A 13587-nucleotide genomic window follows, 5' to 3' on the forward strand; every position below is an offset into this window, starting at 1 on the left:
CTTTAAAAAGGGCCGATCCGCGCCTTGAACACCCAACTTGATTTGCCGGTCTCGGGTGGAATGGGAGGGAACGGGGCTTGCTTGCGCACCAGCGTCAAAGCGAACTGATCGAGCTCGGCGGACCCTGAACTTTCAGTGAGCTGCAGGTCGCTGACGCTGCCGTCGGCCGCGACGACGAAAACCACCCTGGCGTTGTTGCGAGCCTTGGCCTGGATCGATTTCGAAACGCGACGGTTGGCGCGCGCAAGTTTCTTCTGGATTTCACCGCTGTAGTGGGATTCCAGGGCATTGCCGGCAGCGGCCTGTTTCTTGCCCTTGCTGGCGGCAACAGGCGCGTCGCGTGTATCGCCATCCGCCGTGCCGCCGGTTGCATTGGTCTGGTCTGCCGCTGCCGATGGGGCTGGGGCGCTCGATGTCGCACTGGGGACCGGTGGCTGTTGAGGCTCGGCAAGTGGCGCTTCAGCGCTTTGCAGTTCGGTCGCGGGCGTAGGTTTGCTGTCGTCGGGGACAGTCTGGTCATCCTGGCGTGGGCTGGTGGCCGCCACGATATCCGGCGCGGAAGCGGCTTCCTTGACGGCTTGCGGCGGAAGCTGAGGCGTCGAGGGTTCGCTTGCTGGTTCCTGCGCTTCGACCGGCGGTGCGGGCTGCGCGGCCTGGCGTTTCACCGGCTGCGGATCGGGCACCAAGGTGACATCCACGGCGCCGGACGACTGGTCGTCCAGGGCGCTGCCGGTGACGTTGGCGCCGGACTGATCTGTGCCCTCGGCCCGAATCGCGTCCATGGAGTCGAATATCCCGGCAGGCGCGAACAGGAACGCGGCCGCCGCAGCGCCATGGAGCAGGCCGGAAGCGATGATCGCCACCGGCCATTTGCGATGCCCGGCCGAGTGCCGCGGCTGCATGAGCGGCTCGGCCGGCGTGATCGCCGGTTCGCTGCCTGCATCGGAGGAGTGATTGATGTCCTGCATGTCTCGCGCCGAGACCTGCTGTACGCGATAAGAAATTGTCAGATCAAGATCGGTTGCCGCCCATGGCCCACGCCATGGCGTCTCCTGGCGGGCCGGATGCAATCCCCACCTCTATACGCCGAAGGCGATGGCGGTTTTAGTCGAGGTCTTCAGGTCGCGCATGCAGGCCGTCGGCTCGACGCCGGTTCCAGCGCATTCCGTCGCGCTGTTGATCAGCACGCGGCCGAGCTTGCCGCAGTCGGCGCCCGCGAGATCGAAGCGCGTGACTTTCGTCTTGCCGACCGGCAGGTCCTTGAAATCGAGCACGGTGAGGCGGTCGACAACGCCGGACTCATTGAACAGCGCGATTTCGAAAGCGGACTTCGACAGGTCGGCGCCGAGCGCGTTGTTGACGACGAAGGTCAGCCGGCAGCCCTTGTCCGAAGGCTGCACGGCGTTGAGTTCGAGATTAAGGGCCGGCGCTGGCGCAGACTGGCCGCGCCGGCACCGGGCCGAGCGACATCGCCAGCGCCGAGGTCAAGAGACGGAGCGATGTCGTCAAGTTCATGGTTCTCAGCCTCCAAAGCGCATGGTTGCCGCAAGCTTCAGCGTGATGCCCGGTTCGTAGAGGACGGCAGTCGTGCTTGCGTTGAGCGGATTGGTGTATTTGACATCGAACAGATTGTCGGCGCGGACGTCGAGCTTGAGGTTGTCGGTCGCCTGGTAACTGGCAAAGGCATTGACCAGCGTATAGTCCTTGGCCACCGGATTGCCCTTGGGCTTGCCGTTATATTGCACTTCACCGCCGACGGTGAGCCTGTCCTCGAGGAAGCGAAGGCCGAGCTGCGCCGTCACCTGCGAGGAGGGAATAGTGGCAAGGTCGGCCCGCTCGCCTTCATACGAAATAGTGTGGCCGTTGATGATCGAGGCCGAGAAGCCCGCATAGCCCCAGCCGGCGTCATAGACGCTTTCCAGTTCGAAACCGTTGATCTTGGCCTTGGCGAAGTTCTGGTACTGGAAGCAGATCGGGATGCCGGGGCCGAACGGGCAGCCGCTGGTCGGGTCGAAGGCCGACAGCGTGACGCCGTCGATATAGTCTTCGACATTGTTGTTGAAATAGGCGGCCTTGAGCCGCAGAGCGTCGCCGCCTTCGAAAATATCGTTCTGCTTGTAGTTGACGCCGAACTCGACGGTCTTGCCGGTCTCAGGCTTGAGATTTGGATTGGGCAGGAAGGGGAAGGTGACGCCGGCCGGATGGTTACCGCTGATCAGCGTCTCCGTCAGCGAGGGTGAGCGGTAGCCTTCCGCATAGGTGCCGTAAAACTGCAGGCCGGCGAGGTCAGCGCTTTCGAAGGGCGATACGCCGACGGTGATGCGCGGCGACAGCCGGTCGCCCGATGTCTCGTGCTCGGAGTCCTTCAGGCTGTAATTGTCGTAGCGCAGGCCGGTGATGACCTCCAGCCATTCCCAGGTCAGCTTGTCCTGGACATAGGCGCCGGACACGTTGCGCTTACCTGACGGCGTGTAGAAGCTGTCGCCGCCGGCTGTGCCCCCGGTTTCAACGTCGTCGCCGACCCAGTCACCGCCGTAAGTCAACTCATGCGCAATGCCGGCGGTCTCGAATCGCGACGTGTTCCATATGTCGATGCCGGTCGTCCCGACATCGAAAGTCGAGAGCGACCCGGCGGGCAGCACCACGGGCAGGCCGGTCGTCGGATCGAAACGGTTCTGCGGGACGAGCGTCGTCAGATCGAGAAGCGTCTTGTTGTAAGAGGCTTTGATGTGGAGATCGAGCCAGCTTTTGGCATCGTCGGTGATGTTGTAGCGGGCGGTGAAGGTATTCGATTTCAGGTCGACATCGTTGGCCGGAACGCCGCCACTGGTCTCCGTCCACCCGTCCTTCGCGCCGACCCAGCCGAGCTTCAACTCGCTGTTCTCGGTCGGGCGAATGGTGGTCTTGAGCAGGCCGCTCAGCACGTCGAAGCCGGTGCCGGCAACGGTGTCGCCGCCACCGTTCTTGTAGTCGCCGTAGTCGCGGTAGACGATGTTACCCAAAACGTCCCAGTTCTCGTTGAAGCGATAGGCGCCGCTAGCGCTGGTGGTCCAGCCCTTGCCATTCGTTTCATAGCGACCGGTGGCGGAAGCCGCCCAGCTTTCCTCCGGCTTGAGGAAATCTCCGGCGTCCTTCGTTTCGAAGAACACCACTCCGCCGATGGCGCCGGAGCCATAGGTGTTGGCGACCGGGCCGCGGATCACGTCGACGGATTTGATGAGCTCGGGATCGACATAGAAGGTCGACTGCGTGCCGTGGTCGGAGCGCTGGAAATCCTGCCTGGCGCCGTCGACGATCACCGCCACGCGGCCGAAATCCTGCAGGCCGCGGATGTTGATGCTGGAGCTGACGCGTCGCGCGTCGGCCTGCACTGCAACTCCCGGCACGCCAAGCAGCATCTCGTTCGGCGTCGTCGCCATGCGGCGCTCAAGCTGTTCCTTGTCGACATGGCTGGCCGAGGCCAGCGACTGGATCGCCGTCTCGCCGGTGCGGCTAATGACGAGGATCTTGTCGAGCAGCGTCGAGTCGCCTGCACTTTTCTGGTCAGTCTTCTTTGTCTGGTCGCTCTGCTGGTCAGCCGCCGGCTGGGTGGCCTGTTGCGCTTTGGCCGCCGGCATACAGAGCGCGATTGCCGCCGCGCCAGCCAGCAAGGCCGCCATTTCCTTCGCCATCGGCCGATCTGTCGGCCGTCCCCAATTCACCAACCCCATGCCCCAACTCCAGATTCTCAGGCTCGATGCTGGCTGGCGCGGGGCTCGCTCGCATTTTTGATCGCGTCCGGCGTCTTAAATGTTGACTCATTTAGTCCGGTAATGCACGACTATTAAACATGAGAAATCGAGTCAAGAATTTAATCGGCATTTGACGAGGCGACCGGCCCGGTGGCCGGCACAGGAAAAAGGGACCGAATGAGATGAACAGCCATAATCCAAGCGACTTTCGCTACCGCGGCCGCCGCTCCGACGACGTGCCCGCGCGTTTTGACCGCGTGGCGATGTCAGTGCGCACGCTCTCCAGCAACGCGCTGTTCCAGGGCGAGCATGAGATCGGCATCGAACATCATGGTGCTCTCTACCGTCTGAAGATCACCCGCCAGGGCAAGCTGATCCTCAACAAGTAAGCACGATCGGCAGACGAACAGGGCAGACAAAAAGTGGGCAGGTGGACGATATGGACCAACGCGTGAAGCCGTCGCCGGACGAGATCCGGGGTTCGCGGGAAGACAATCCGAAGATGCGCGAGCGCGATTTGGCGGCCCAACTCGGCATTTCGGAAGCAGAGCTGGTCGCGGCACATTGCGGCCATGGCGCCGTGCGCGTCGAGCCGCGCGTCAATGACTTGCTGAGCGGCCTCGAAGCGGTCGGCGAAGTGATGGCGCTGACCCGCAACGAAAGCGCCGTGCACGAAAAGATCGGCGTCTACGACAAGGTCGTCACTGGCAATCACAACGCCATGGTGCTCGGCGAGAACATCGACCTGCGCATCTTCCCGAAAGTGTGGGCACATGGCTTTGCCGTCGAGAAACGCGACGGGGGCGAGATCCGCCGCAGCCTGCAGTTCTTCGATGCGGCCGGCGAGGCCGTTCACAAGGTGCATCTGCGGGCGGCCTCGAACCTCTATGCTTACCAGAAGCTGATGGCGAGCCTTGAATCGTCGAACCAGGAGCCGACGATCGCAATCCCCTCAAGCGCGCCGGAGGACGAAGTGGAGGTGCAAGCCTCGGTAGCCAGCATCGACGACCTCCGCGACCGCTGGAGCCGGATGACCGACGTGCATCAGTTCTTCGGCATGCTGAAGACGCTGAAGCTCAGCCGCCGTGAGGCGGTGCGCATGGTGGGCCAGGACTATGCATGGCTGCTCGACAATGATGCCGTCAGCGCCATGTTTCACCACGCGGCGGAAGGCGAGATGCCGATCATGTGCTTCGTCGGCAACCGCGGCTGCATCCAGATCCATTCCGGCCCGATCAAGTCGGTCAAGCCGATGGGACCATGGATTAACGTGCTCGACGAGACCTTCCACCTGCACCTGAGGACCGATCACATCCATGAAGTCTGGGCGGTGCGCAAGCCGACCAAGGATGGCCATGTCACCTCGCTCGAGGCTTACGACGCCAAGGGGGGCATGATCATCCAGTTCTTCGGCAAGCGCCATGAAGGCGAGGGCGAGCGCGAAGACTGGCGCTTCCTGGCCGAGAACCTGCCCCGCATCCCCAGCCCGACCGCTGCATGAGGCGAGACTCGATGCGTGTCGTTCACCGTTTCCGCTCTGGGCTTGCGCTGCTGGTCGGCGTTCTGCTTGCCACCGCCGCTCTGCCTGCCGGAGCCGATGAAGGTAGGGCCGTCTTCTCCGACACCTCGCGGATTGCCTCCATCGGCGGCTCGATCACCGAGATCGTCTATGCGCTCGGCGAGGAAGGTCACCTCGTCGCCCGTGATTCGACCAGCTCTTTCCCGCAAGCCGCGCAGAAATTGCCCGATGTGGGCTATATGCGCGCGCTGTCGCCGGAGGGCGTTCTGTCGGTCAATCCATCGGGGATTCTAGCCCTGCATGGGAGCGGCCCGAAGGAAACCGTCGACGTGCTGAAGAAATCGAGCGTGCCCTTTATCGAGGTGCCAGAGCGCTACAGCCATGAAGGCATCCTCGAAAAGATCCGCACCGTCGGGAGGGCGCTGGGGGTCGAGGCCAAGGCGGAGAAGCTCGCTGCGGAGACGGACGCGAAGCTGAAGTCGGCCGAAAAGCAGACGGCCGCGATCAAGGAGCGCAAGCGCGTCCTGTTCGTGCTGTCGATGCAGGGCGGCAAGATCCTGGCCGCGGGCAGCGATACGGCCGGCGACGGCATCATCAGGCTTGCCGGCGCCGTCAACGCGGTCGAGGGTTTTTCGGGCTACAAGCAGATGTCCGACGAGGCGATCGTCACTGCAAGGCCGGATGTGATCCTGACCATGAAAAACGCCGGTCCGCCGATCTCGGAAGATGAGCTGTTGGCCAATCCATCGATCACCTCGACGCCCGCGGGAGCTGCTCGCAAGCTGATCAGCATGGATAGCGGCTACCTGCTGGGCTTCGGGCCGCGCACGGCCGCGGCCATCCACGACCTCGCCGTCTCGCTTTACGGCAATCAGGTCACGGACTGAGCGGTGATGGCCGAACAGTCGATTGCGGGGCCGGCGGGCAGGGTGAGGGCATCCGATGGCGACCGCTCGGCGCGGGCAAGGATCGTCATCCTGCTTTTGTCTGTCGCGCTTGCGCTGTCCATATTCCTGTCGCTGACCTCGGGCGCTTCGGACGCGTCCGCCGTTCGCGTCATCCGCGACTGGCTGACCGGAGGCGTGCCGGCCGATACGGCGCTCGCCGCGCGCGACCGGCTGATCGTCTATGACATCCGCATGCCGCGCGTGCTGCTCGGCGTGCTGATCGGCGCCGCGCTCGCCGTCTCCGGCGCGGTGATGCAAGGACTGTTCCGCAACCCGCTCGCCGATCCCGGCCTGATCGGCGTCTCGGCCGGCTCGAGCCTTGGCGCGGTGGCAATCATCGTGCTCGGCACAACCTGGCTTGCGCCTGTCACGCTCGCCCTTGGCACGCTCGCCCTGCCGCTGGCAGCCTTCCTCGGCGGCCTGGCGGTGACGCTGCTGCTCTATGCCATTGCGACGCGCCACGGCCGGACGTCAGTCGCCACGATGCTGCTCGCCGGCCTGGCGATCGACGCCCTTGCCATGGCGCTCACCGGCATACTGGTCTTCGTGGCCGACGACAGGCAATTGCGCGACCTCACCTTCTGGCAACTCGGCTCGCTTGGCGGCGCCGCTTGGCCGAAAATCGGCACGGTCGGGCCGGTGATCTTGCTGGCATTGGCGACGATGCCGTTCCTGTCGCGCGGCCTCGATGCGCTGGCGCTCGGCGAGGCGACCGCCGGCCATCTCGGCATTCCGGTCCAGCGGCTGAAATATACGGCTATCGTCGGCGTGTCGGCGGCGGTCGGTGCGTCGGTCGCCGTCAGCGGAGGCATCGGCTTCATCGGCATCGTCGTGCCGCATCTGTTGCGCCTCGCGATCGGTCCGGATAACCGCTACCTGTTGCCGGCCTCGGCCTTGCTCGGCGCCTCGCTGCTTCTGCTTGCCGACGCGGTCGCCCGTACCGTCGTCGCGCCCGCCGAACTGCCGATCGGCATCGTCACGGCAGTGGCCGGCGCGCCGTTCTTCCTGTGGATCCTGCTGCGCAAGCGCGGCGTCATTGATCTGTGAGCAGCCGATGATCGAAGCCCGGGACATCTCCGTAGCGATCGGCTCCAGGCGCATCGTGTCGCATGTCGATTTCACGGCGCGGCCGGGCGAGGTAACGGCAATCGTCGGGCCCAATGGCTCAGGCAAGACGACGCTGCTCAAGGCGCTGACGGGCGAGCTCTCCTATACCGGCACTGTCATCCTCAATGGCCGAGACCTGGTTTCCATGAAGCCGGTGGAGGCAGCGACGCATCGCGCCGTGCTGCCGCAGTCCACCACGCTGTCCTTTCCCTTCACGGTGCTAGAGGTCGTTCGTCTCGGCCTGATCGGCGGGCGTTCCGGGGTGCTGCCCGGCGAGGATGCGCGCTTGCCCGAGCGGGCGCTGGCGGGTGTCGATCTCGACGGCTTTGCCGGCCGCTTCTGCCAGGAGCTTTCAGGCGGCGAGCAGCAGCGCGTCCAGCTTGCCCGTGTGCTCTGCCAGGTCTGGGCGCCGGTTCTCGAGGGCAGGCCGCGCTACCTTTTCCTGGACGAGCCTGTCTCCAGCCTCGACGTCAAGCACCAACTCATCATCATGAACGTTGCGCGCGATTTCGCGCGGCGCGGCGGCGGCGTGGTGGCGATCCTGCACGACCTCAATCTGACGGCCATGTATGCCGACCGGATTTTCGTGCTCTCTCGTGGCCAGCTGGCTGCCGCCGGCTCGCCGCAAGACGTGCTCAATGACGAGCTGATCGAAAAGGTGTTCGATTGTCGGCTCAAGGTCGGCGCACTGCCTGCTGGAAGCGTTCCGTTCGTGTTGCCGCAATCGGCAGCTTAGGCAGCCGGGGCGCGCTGCTCCAGGAGGTCGATGCCAAGTAGGTGGCGCACGTTCGGACGCGCCGCAACGAGGTCTGCGATCGTGTAGCGGGAGAGCACGGCGAAGAAGGCGTTGAGCGCTTCGCGCAGCGCCGAATTCAAGGCGCAGCTGTCGACCAGCGGGCATTCGGCGGCGTCGTTCTCGAAGCACTCGGCCATGGCGAAGCTCTCTTCGGTGACGCGCACGACGTCGAACAGGCTGATCTGCTCTGCCGGGCGGCCGAGCCTGACGCCGCCATTGCGGCCACGCACCGTCTCGACCAGGCCGGCCTCGACCAGCGGCTGCAGGATCTTGAACAAAAACAGCTCCGAAACCGAATAGGCGGTGGCGATCTCGGGGATGCGGCTCAGGCGGTCGCTGTTCGCGGCGCAATACATCAGTATGCGCATCGCATAGTTCGTCTGGCGCGTGAGCCGCATGGTATCCTCGCGAAATTAGCTTGGGCCGAATATATGGCCCATAGTTTGGAACAATTCCAGACTGGACCGCTACATAGCTGAATAATCTTGTCAACTTTTTGTGCGACTCCGCCGCATCGCACCGCAATGCGCTTTGAGCGAGCGTTTCCCCGGCGCAGGCCCTAGATAAGTCCGGGTGCAATAGGGAAGACCTTTCCATGTCACAATCAGCTCAGGCCCTTGCGCCGGTTCGATTCGACGCCGATGCGCAGGCAAAGCTCTCGGCATTGCGGCGGACCAAGTTCGTCGCCGCCGCGGCGCTTGGCCTATGCATCCTTGTCTTCGCGCTCGCCAAGTCTTTAGAGATCACCCATCCGTGGCTCGGCTTTGTTGCCGCGTTCGCCGAGGCGGCGATCATTGGCGGGCTGGCCGACTGGTATGCGGTCGTGGCGTTGTTCAGGCGCCCGCTCGGCTTGCCGATCCCGCACACGGCCATCATTCCCGAGAACCAGCACCGCATCGCCGACAATCTCGGCCGGTTCATCGAGGCCAATTTCCTTGCGCCGGAGCCCGTGCGGGAAAAGCTCGCCGAGGTCGACTTTGCGGCCCTCGTCGCCGACTGGTTGGCCGACGCCGAACGCGCCGCCGACCTGTCGCGATTCGTCGCCCGCCTGGTGCCGCAGACGCTGACCGCCGTGGAGCAGTCCGGGCTGCGCGACTTCGTCACCAGCCGCTTGCTGGAGCAGATCGAAAAAGTGCCGCTGGCGCCTTTAGCCGCGGAGCTGTTGTCGGCGCTCACCGACGACCGGCGCCACCAGAAACTGTTCGACGAGTTCACCAGGGTGGTCGGGCGCTTCCTGAACGACGAGAAGGCGCTGGCGACGATGCGCGAAAAGATCCGTGAGGAACTGCCGTCGCTGTTCAACCTGTTTCGCGCCGACGCCTATCTGCTCAAGAAGATTGTCGCTTCCGCCGGGTTGCTACTGGAGGAGGTGCGGGCCGATCCCGATCATCCGGCGCGCGCCGAGTTCGACCGTTTCGTACTTCGCTTCGTCGAGCGGCTCAGGACCTCGAAGCAATATGCAAGGCGCGCCGAAAAGCTGAAGCGCGATTTCCTGGGCCGTCCGGAAGTCAGGGCTCTCGCCGGCGACACTTGGGCAAGCCTGCGCTTGTTCATCGAGCAGGACGCCAACGCGGCCAATTCGACGATCCGCGAGCACCTCGCCAACCTGTTCGTCGAGGTCGGACGACATTTGGCCGACGATGCCCAGATCAGGGCCGACATGAACCAGGGTTTTGTTGTGGCGCTCGCCTCCTTCGTCGAAAGCCAGAAGAGCGGCGTGTCGAAATTCATCGCCGATCAGGTCAAGCGCTGGGATCTGGCCCAGCTGACGCGGCTGATCGAGATCAATATCGGCAAGGACCTGCAGTACATCCGCTTCAACGGCATGGTAATCGGCGGTCTGGCCGGCTTGGCACTCTATACGGCGGAGCGGCTGCTTCTCCTCAATTGACGCGGACCGGGCGCGCACTATTCTCCCTAGTGGGCGCTGTAAGAGCGGCAGATCGGGAGGCGACGACATGGCAAAACAACCGGAATCCGACTCTTTTCTGGACATCTTCAGCAGGTTCGGCCGCGACTTGAAGCTGCCGAAGGTCGACATCCAGGCGATCCTCGATCACCACCGCAGGAATCTCGAGGCTCTGGAGAAGTCGGCCCGGGCAAGCGCCGCCGGCGCGTCATCCATTCTGTCGAGACAGCACGAAATGGTGCAGGAGGCGCTCGGCGAAATTACCCGGATGGCACGCAACTACCAGCCTCCGGGCAATCCGCAGGAGTTGATGACGAAGCAGGTGGATTTCGCCAGGAAATCCTTCGAGACAACGCTGAAGAATGCCGGCGAGGTCGCCGACCTGGTTCGGAAATCCGGCACCGAATCGGTCGAAATCCTGCGCGACAGGATCAAGGACGCGATGGCGGAAATCCGGGCCGGCTACGACGGGAAGTGAGCAATCCAGGGCGCCTATTCGGGTTTTCCGGATCGGGTTCAGGCGGCTGAGCAATCGGCGGCGCGTGCGGCTGCGCGTTCGCGGCTTGCCGTAAAACCGTCAACTCTGAGGGTGAAATCGAGGGGCCGCGAATTGACAGGAGCCGCCGGTTCATGGTCGGGAGATTGGCAGAAGCCAGCAGGAAAGCAGGAATGACGGAAAATCGGCCGAGGACGCCGCCGACCTTTGAACAGTTGCGGACAATGGCCGGCCAGGAGATCGGCGTGTCGGACTGGACGACGGTCGACCAGCAGCGCATCGACCAGTTCGCCCAATGCACGGGCGACCACCAGTGGATACATGTCGATCCGGAGCGCGCGAAGCGGCAGAGTCCGTTCCGCACTACGATCGCGCATGGCTATCTGACGCTGTCGATCATCGGCGCGCTGGCGCTGGAAATGGGCATCGTGCCGGAAAACACGCAAGCCGCCTTCAACTATGGCTTCGACAAAGTGCGCTTCCTGGCGCCGGTGAAGTCCGGCGCACGTATCCGGCTGCGCACGACGCTGCTCACCATGGAAGACCGCGGCCCCGGCCAATATCTGATGAAGGCCGCGAACACCGTCGAGATCGAGGGCGAGCAGAAGCCGGCGCTGACTGCCGAGACGCTGGTGATGATGTATGAGCGCCGCAAGCGGGCAGGCGCCTAAGCTCTGCCGCTGCCGGGCTGCGACGCGCCTTTGCGACGGGACGCGGCCATTGCCCTTTCAAGCACTCTGAAGTTGCGCTCATCGGCGCATTGGGCGACGTTGAAACGCATGAAGCGGCCGGCGGAGTGCGACAGGCTGAAGGCGTTGCCGGGCGCCAGCACGACATTATCCGCCAGCGCATGGCGGGCGACATCGGCGGCGTCGATGCCGTCGGGCAGGCGGCACCACAGGAACATACCGGCCCCCTGATCGATCCAGGGCATAACGTCCATTGCTTTCAGCCTGCCGGCTGTTTCGGCCATTGCGCGCGACAGGCGGGTGCGCAACTGCTCGACATGCTTGCGGTAGCTGCCGTCCTTCAGCAGAGTCAGCACCAGTTCCGAGGAGAGCCTCCCGCCGCCGAAAGTCGTGGCGATCTTGAGGTCAATCAGCCGTTCCATCCAGTCGCGGGGCGCGGCGATGAAGCCGCATCGCACCGAAGCCGACAGCGTCTTGGAGAAGGAACCGATCTGGACGACGCGGCCGAGGCCATCGAAGGCCGCCAGCCGCGGCGCCGGCGCGTGCTCGAAATCGGCGAAGATGTCATCCTCGACGATGGCGAGATCCGATTGATCGGCAAGCTTGAGCAGCCGGTGCGCTATAAGCGGCGAGAGCACCGCGCCGGTCGGGTTGTGAAGCGCGGAATTGGTGATGTAGAGGCGCGGCTTGTGCTCGGCGAGCGCTTGCGCGAAGAGGTCGATATCGGGCCCTGAGGGTGTCATCGCGACACCGACCACTTTGGCGCGGTGCGCGCGCAGCAACGCATGGAAGTTGAAATAGCAGGGATCGTCGACCAGAACCGTATCGCCCGGCTCGAGGAGCAAGCGGCACAATAGGTCGATCGCCTGCGTCCCGGACTCGGTGAGCATGATCTGGTCCGGCGAAGCCTCGACGCCGTGCGCCGACAGGCGGCGGGCAAGCAGCTGCCGCAGTGCCGGCAGGCCAAGCGGCGTGCCGTAGTCGGCAAGCGTCGCATCGTCGGCTCGGGCGGCGCCGCGCAGTGCTTGCCGCAACGCGGCCTGAGGCATCCAGGAAGCCGGCAGCCAGCCGCAGCCCGGTTTCAGCATATCGTCGCATGCCTCCAGTGCTTGCCGCGAGACCCAGAGCGGGTCGACGGCGCGGTCGAGCCGCGGGCCGATCTCGGCCAGCGACAGCGGCGCAAGCGGGCCGGCGGCAAAGAAGCCGGAGCCCGGCCGCGAGCGGATCGTGCCTTCCGCCGCAAGCCGCTCATAGGCCTCGACCACCGTAGATTTTGACACCTGCATCGTGCCGGCGAAGGCGCGGATCGAAGGCAAGCGCGCGCCCGGCGTCAGGATGCGCGCGGCGATCCGCTGCCGGATTGCCGACATGACGGCTTCGACGAGCGTTCCGGCATTCGTCGCCTTCGGGTCGGGCGTGTCCATCTGTACTTCCCTGTTGACCAATACAGTTTTGCGGAATTGTACCCCATTGTCTCTGGCAAAGCCATGCGCTGCGCCGGTACAGAAGCGCAAACGGAGCGGATGATGGATAAGAGTTTCAACGGCTGGCTCAACGGCTTCATCGGCGTGCTGATCTTCAGCGGGTCGCTGCCGGCGACGCGCGTGGCGGTGGTCGATTTCGACCCGACCTTCCTGACGTCGGCCCGTGCGGCGATCGCCGGCCTGCTCGGCATCGCAATGCTGTTCCTGTTCCGCGAGAAGCGCCCGGATCGCGGGGATCTGGTCTCGCTGGTCGTCGTTGCGCTAGGCGTCGTGGTCGGCTTTCCCCTGCTGACGGCGCTGGCGCTCAAACATGTAACGGCGGCGCATTCCATCATCTTTGTCGGCCTGCTGCCGCTGGCGACGGCGATCTTCGGTGTGCTGCGCGGCGGCGACCGTCCGCGCCCGGCCTTCTGGCTGTTTTCCTGCCTGGGCAGCACGCTCGTCGCGGGTTTCGCGCTGTCGCAAGGCGTGACCGCCTCACCGGTCGGCGACGGGTTGATGCTCGCCGCCATCATCGCCTGCGGGCTGGGCTATGCGGAAGGTGCGGCGCTGTCGCGCAAGCTCGGCGGCTGGCAGGTGATCTGCTGGGCCTTGGCGCTGTCGCTGCCGGTCATGTTAGCGCTGAGCTTTGCGACCCTGCCGCCGTCTTTTGTCGCTGTCGGCTCCGGCGCATGGATCGGCCTCGGCTATGTCTCGCTGTTCAGCATGCTGATCGGCTTCGTGTTCTGGTATCGCGGCCTGGCGCAGGGCGGCATCGCCGCGGTCGGGCAATTGCAACTGCTGCAGCCCTTCTTCGGCCTGGCGCTCGCGGCGAGTCTGCTGCACGAGCAGGTCAGCCCGCTGATGGTGGTGGTCACGCTCGGCGTGGTGGCCTGCGTGTTCGGGGCGAAGAAGTTCGCCAGGTAGGGA

The 13587-nt window shown here is 64.4% G+C and carries 13 protein-coding genes and 1 pseudogene; 9 read left to right on the forward strand and 5 right to left on the reverse strand.

What is annotated here, in order from left to right; all coding sequences use genetic code 11:
• Nucleotides 1-2: 2 nt before the first annotated feature.
• From P9217_RS19275 to P9217_RS19285, 3 genes and pseudogenes are all read right to left on the reverse strand, one after another.
• Complete coding sequence (locus P9217_RS19275; protein WP_245307693.1) at nt 3-863, reverse strand: TonB family protein; 861 nt, start codon at nt 861-863, stop codon at nt 3-5.
• 216 nt (nt 864-1079) lie between these two features.
• Nucleotides 1080-1515 (reverse strand): annotated as a pseudogene (locus P9217_RS19280) (hypothetical protein).
• 5 nt (nt 1516-1520) lie between these two features.
• A complete protein-coding gene (locus P9217_RS19285) occupies nt 1521-3710 on the reverse strand; it encodes a TonB-dependent hemoglobin/transferrin/lactoferrin family receptor (protein WP_067329445.1) in 2190 nt (729 codons plus the stop codon).
• Nucleotides 3711-3913: 203 nt separating this feature from the next.
• On the opposite strand from P9217_RS19285, the gene hemP reads away from it, so the two are divergent.
• From hemP to P9217_RS19310, 5 genes are read left to right on the forward strand one after another with little or no spacing between them, the layout of a single operon-like run.
• Nucleotides 3914-4120 carry a hemin uptake protein HemP gene (gene hemP, locus P9217_RS19290; protein ID WP_066999851.1) on the forward strand — a complete coding sequence of 69 codons (207 nt, stop codon included), beginning with the start codon at nt 3914-3916 and terminating at the stop codon, nt 4118-4120.
• 50 nt (nt 4121-4170) lie between these two features.
• Nucleotides 4171-5232 (forward strand): hemin-degrading factor, encoded by a 1062-nt coding sequence (locus tag P9217_RS19295; RefSeq protein WP_278087676.1) that lies wholly within the window; start codon nt 4171-4173, stop codon nt 5230-5232.
• An 11-nt stretch (nt 5233-5243) separates the two neighbouring features.
• Complete coding sequence (locus P9217_RS19300) at nt 5244-6137, forward strand: hemin ABC transporter substrate-binding protein (protein ID WP_278087675.1); 894 nt, start codon at nt 5244-5246, stop codon at nt 6135-6137.
• Nucleotides 6138-6143: 6 nt separating this feature from the next.
• Entirely contained in the window at nt 6144-7244 is a 1101-nt protein-coding gene (locus tag P9217_RS19305) for an iron ABC transporter permease (protein ID WP_278087674.1), read from the forward strand.
• A 7-nt stretch (nt 7245-7251) separates the two neighbouring features.
• Nucleotides 7252-8040, forward strand: a complete 789-nt coding sequence (locus P9217_RS19310; RefSeq protein WP_278087673.1) for a heme ABC transporter ATP-binding protein — start codon at nt 7252-7254, stop codon at nt 8038-8040.
• Here P9217_RS19310 and rirA read toward each other — a convergent pair.
• Nucleotides 8037-8498 carry an iron-responsive transcriptional regulator RirA gene (gene rirA, locus P9217_RS19315; protein WP_066999863.1) on the reverse strand — a complete coding sequence of 154 codons (462 nt, stop codon included), beginning with the start codon at nt 8496-8498 and terminating at the stop codon, nt 8037-8039. The two genes, P9217_RS19310 and rirA, sit on opposite strands and share 4 nt — an antisense overlap.
• A 197-nt stretch (nt 8499-8695) precedes the next feature.
• Here rirA and P9217_RS19320 point away from each other — a divergent pair, with 197 nt between their 5' ends.
• The 3 genes from P9217_RS19320 to P9217_RS19330 all read left to right on the forward strand — a co-directional run bounded on the left by P9217_RS19320 (nt 8696) and on the right by P9217_RS19330 (nt 11176).
• Nucleotides 8696-9991: a DUF445 domain-containing protein gene (locus P9217_RS19320; protein WP_095801904.1), complete on the forward strand. Its 1296-nt coding sequence runs from the start codon at nt 8696-8698 to the stop codon at nt 9989-9991.
• A 67-nt stretch (nt 9992-10058) separates the two neighbouring features.
• Nucleotides 10059-10487 carry a TIGR01841 family phasin gene (gene phaP / locus P9217_RS19325; RefSeq protein WP_095801903.1) on the forward strand — a complete coding sequence of 143 codons (429 nt, stop codon included), beginning with the start codon at nt 10059-10061 and terminating at the stop codon, nt 10485-10487.
• Between the two features lie 191 nt (nt 10488-10678).
• On the forward strand, nt 10679-11176 hold the full coding sequence (locus P9217_RS19330; protein ID WP_066999871.1) for a MaoC family dehydratase: 498 nt from the start codon (nt 10679-10681) through the stop codon (nt 11174-11176).
• Here the strand turns inward: P9217_RS19330 and P9217_RS19335 are convergent.
• Nucleotides 11173-12618, reverse strand: a complete 1446-nt coding sequence (locus tag P9217_RS19335) for a PLP-dependent aminotransferase family protein (RefSeq protein ID WP_278087672.1) — start codon at nt 12616-12618, stop codon at nt 11173-11175. The genes P9217_RS19330 and P9217_RS19335 overlap by 4 nt on opposite strands.
• Nucleotides 12619-12720: 102 nt before the next feature.
• Between P9217_RS19335 and P9217_RS19340 the strand changes: the two genes are divergently transcribed.
• Nucleotides 12721-13584 carry a DMT family transporter gene (locus P9217_RS19340; RefSeq protein WP_278087671.1) on the forward strand — a complete coding sequence of 288 codons (864 nt, stop codon included), beginning with the start codon at nt 12721-12723 and terminating at the stop codon, nt 13582-13584.
• Nucleotides 13585-13587 lie beyond the last annotated feature (3 nt).

It is taken from the genome of Mesorhizobium sp. WSM4989 (genome assembly GCF_029625795.1).
Lineage (GTDB): Bacteria > Pseudomonadota > Alphaproteobacteria > Rhizobiales > Rhizobiaceae > Mesorhizobium.